Below are 3,490 nucleotides of genomic sequence, written 5' to 3'. Positions count from 1 at the left end.
ACCATCCGCTGGGCATCCTGCAGGGGCTGGCGGCATGACCTCACCGTCCATCCACCCGTGTTTCCTCGGCCCTTACGGCGAAAACGACGCCCTGCTGGAAAAGCTCGTCGTCGAATTCCTGCGCGACCACGTCTACTGGCGCCGCAACTTCCATCCCGAGGACCCGCCGGCCATTCCCACCGGCGCCGCCGGCGAACCGGCCTACCGCGACTTCGAGGCGCGCATGCGCCGGGAACTGCATGCGCTGTCGGCCTCGCTCAAACGTTCGGTGCCCTTCCACAGCCCGCGCTACATCGGCCACATGGTGTCCGACCTGCTGCTGCCCGGGCTGGCGGCGCAGTTCCTCACCCTGCCCTACAACCCGAACAACGTCAGCATCGACGCGGCGCCGGTGACCATAGACATGGAGCTCAAGGCCGGATTGCAGCTCGCCCGCATGTTCGGCTTCGTCGACGACCCCGCGCGGCCCGACTGCGCCTTCGGCCACCTCACCTCCGGCGGCACCCTGGCCAATTTCCAGGCACTGCGCCTGGCCCTGGCCGGCAAGGCTTTCCCGGTGGCGCTGCGGGCCGCGGCGCCGCCCGGCATCGACCTGCCCGACGACGACTGGAGCGCCTTCAACCTGCCCACGGCCGCCGTGGTGGCGCTGCTGGACCAGTGGAACGCCTTCCTGGCCAGCCAGCCGCCGCGCGAACGCCGCCGCTGGCGTGCGCAGCTGGCCGCGCACCGGCTGGAATCCCTGGGCCTGGCCGATTTCCTCAACAGGCACCCCGAGCTGGGCTCGCCGCGCGTGTTCGCGCCGGTCACCGCCCACTATTCCTGGTCCAAGGGCATGAAGCTGATGGGCCTGGGCCGCGCCCGGCTCGAACTGGTGCCCGAACGCGGCATGCGCACCGATACCGATGCACTTGAAGAGATGCTGGCGCGCTGCCATCGCGAACGCCAGCCGGTGCTGATGGTGGTGGGCGTGCTGGGCAGCACCGAGTTCGGCACCATCGACCCGCTGCACGAACTGGTGGCCGCGCGCGAGCGCTGGGCCGAGGCCGGCCTGGGTTTCGCCGTGCACGTGGACGCGGCCTGGGGCGGCTACCTGTGCACCCTGTTCCGCAAGCCCGACGGCAGCCTGCGGCCGATCCAGGACATGCGCGAGGAGTTCCGCGACTTCCCGGCGCCGGAGGTGCACGCCGCCGTGGCGGCGCTGGGCCGGGTCGATTCGATCACGGTGGATCCGCACAAGCTCGGCTACATCCCCTACGGCGCCGGCGCCTTCCTGTGCCGCGACCAGCGGGCCATGCAGCTGCTGGCCGAAGACGCCGACTATGTCTTCAGCACCGAAGAGACGCCGGACTTCTTCCAGCGTTTCCGCAAGCTGGGCCGCTACATCCCGGAAGGTTCCAAACCCGGCGCGGCTGCGGCGGCCGTGTACGTCACCCACCAGGTGCTGCCGCTGGACCACGAAAACTTCGGCGCCCTGCCGCGTGAATCCATCGTCGCCACCGAAGCCTTCCGCACCGCCGCCACCCGCTTCGCGGCGCGCCTGGAAGGGCGCCTGGTCTGCAAGCTTCCCTTCGAGCCCGATTCGAACCTGATCTGCCTGGCGCTCAATCCCGCCGGCAACACCGATGTCGCCACGATGAACCGCTTCGTGCGCGCCCTGCACCGCAGCCTGAGCTACGACCCACGCCAGCCCGTGCAGGCACGCGAGTTCTTCGGCTCGATGACCACCCTGCGCCCGGACGTGATGGGCGCCGAAGAAACCACGCGTGCGCTCGAGGCCCTGGGCCTGGACCCGGCCACGCTCGACGCCGGCGGCGAAGACGACGACCGGTTGGTGATCCTGCGCCACACGCTGATGAATCCCTTCCTGCTCGATACCGGCAACGGCATCAGCTACCTGGAAATGTACTTCGACTACCTGGAGCGCCAGGCCATGGCGCTTGTCGAAAAAGCGGCGGCGGCATGAGCACCGACCGCACCTGGCTCAAGCAAGCCCTGGCCTGCCTGGCCCAGGAGGCCGCGCGTTCGGCCGACACCCACCTGCTGCGCCTGGATCTGCCGGCCTTCCCGGGCATCCGCTTCTACTTCAAGGACGAAGCCGCGCATCCCACCGGCAGTCTCAAGCACCGGCTGGCGCGCTCGCTTTACCTTTACGCGCTGTGCAACGGCCGCCTGCGCGAAGGCCAGGGTGTCATCGATGCGTCTTCGGGCAGCACCGCGATTTCCGAAGCCTGGTTCGCGCGCCTGCTGGGTCTGCGTTTCCAGGCGGTGATGCCGGACTGCACCGCACCGGCCAAGGTGCGCCTGATCCGTTCGCTCGGCGCGGAGTGCGTGCTGCTGCCACCGGGACTGGACGCCAGCGAGATCGCGCGCGAGCGGGCCGCCGCCGAAGGCCTGTGTTACCTCGACCAGTTCGGCCTGGCCGAACGCGCCACCGACTGGCGCGGCAACAACAACATCGCTGAATCGATCCTGGCGCAGATGGCGCTGGAACCCGACCCGGAACCGACCTGGGTGGTCTGCGGCGCCGGCACCGGCGGCACCTCGGCCACGCTCGGCCGTTATCTTCGCTACCGCCGGCTCGACAGCCGCGTCTGCGTGGCCGAACCCACCGGCGGCGCCTTCGCCGTGGGCTGGCGCACGCGCGAGGCCAACGCCGTTGCCAGCCAGCGCACGCTGATCGAAGGCATCGGACGCAGCCACGCCGAACCGGGCTTCCTGTACGACGTGGTCGATGCCGTCGAAGAGGTGGACGACGCCGACTCCATCGCCGCCTGCTGGTGGCTGGAAGGCGCGCTGGGCCGCCGCTACGGCGGCAGTTCGGGCACCAACCTGGTGGCTTGCCTGCGGCTGGCCGCGGGCATGCGTGAACGTGGTGAAAGCGGCGCCATCGTCAGCCTGCTCTGCGACCGCGGCGAACGTTATGCCGAAACCTTGTTCGACGCCGACTGGCTGGCGCGGCAGGACATCGATCTCGCCGCCGCCCGAACGGCATTCCTGGCCCGGCTGGCTTCGTGAGCCATCACGACCTGCGTTCTTTCCTCGGCGAACTGTCGCGCCGTGGCCAGCTGCGCGAGGTCGAAGCCCCGGTGGATCCCGAGCTCGAAAGCACGGCCCTGTGCAGTCTTGCGCTGCAGCAGGGCGGCCCGGCGCTGCTGATGCGCAACCCGGTCGGGTCTCGGCACCCGCTGCTGGGGAACCTGTTCGGCCATCGCGACCGCATCGAACTGGCGCTGGGCGGCCGGCCCCTAGCATCGCTGCGGGAGTTGGGTGAACTGCTGGCATCGATCAAGGAACCACGTTGGCCCTCGAGCCTGCGCCAGGCACTGGCGACCTGGCCGGAGCTGGCACAGCTGGCGCACGTGGCCCCCAAGCCGACCAGCGAGGCCGGCTTCAACGACATCGTGCTCGAAGGCAACGACATCGACCTGGGCAGCCTGCCGATCCAGCGCTGCTGGCCCGGCGACGTCGCCCGGCTCATCACCTTCGGCCT

The 3,490-nt window shown here is 69.7% G+C and carries 3 protein-coding genes; all 3 read left to right on the top strand.

Annotation, left to right across the window (positions count from 1 at the left end):
• Positions 1-34: 34 nt before the first annotated feature.
• On the top strand, positions 35-1,963 hold the full coding sequence (locus AACZ35_RS13335; RefSeq protein WP_339830105.1) for a pyridoxal-dependent decarboxylase: 1,929 nt from the start codon (positions 35-37) through the stop codon (positions 1,961-1,963).
• Positions 1,960-3,015, top strand: coding sequence for a PLP-dependent cysteine synthase family protein (locus AACZ35_RS13330; protein WP_339830103.1), 1,056 nt, complete (start codon positions 1,960-1,962; stop codon positions 3,013-3,015). Before AACZ35_RS13335 ends, AACZ35_RS13330 begins: the two co-directional genes overlap by 4 nt.
• The coding region (locus tag AACZ35_RS13325) for a UbiD family decarboxylase domain-containing protein (RefSeq protein WP_339830101.1) at positions 3,012-3,490 on the top strand (479 nt) is incomplete at its 3' end. The genes AACZ35_RS13330 and AACZ35_RS13325, both read left to right, overlap by 4 nt.

Origin of the sequence: uncultured Arenimonas sp., from assembly GCF_963976025.1 — a bacterium.
Lineage (GTDB): Bacteria > Pseudomonadota > Gammaproteobacteria > Xanthomonadales > Xanthomonadaceae > Arenimonas.
Note: the sequence above shows the minus strand (reverse complement) of the source record. Positions and strands in the feature narration are given on the sequence as shown.

Excerpts from the sequence above, each read along its gene's own strand:
- AACZ35_RS13335 (WP_339830105.1), top strand. The coding sequence starts at position 35 with ATGACCTCACCGTCCATCCACCCGTGTTTCCTCGGCCCTTACGGCGAA.
- AACZ35_RS13330 (WP_339830103.1), top strand. The coding sequence starts at position 1,960 with ATGAGCACCGACCGCACCTGGCTCAAGCAAGCCCTGGCCTGCCTGGCC.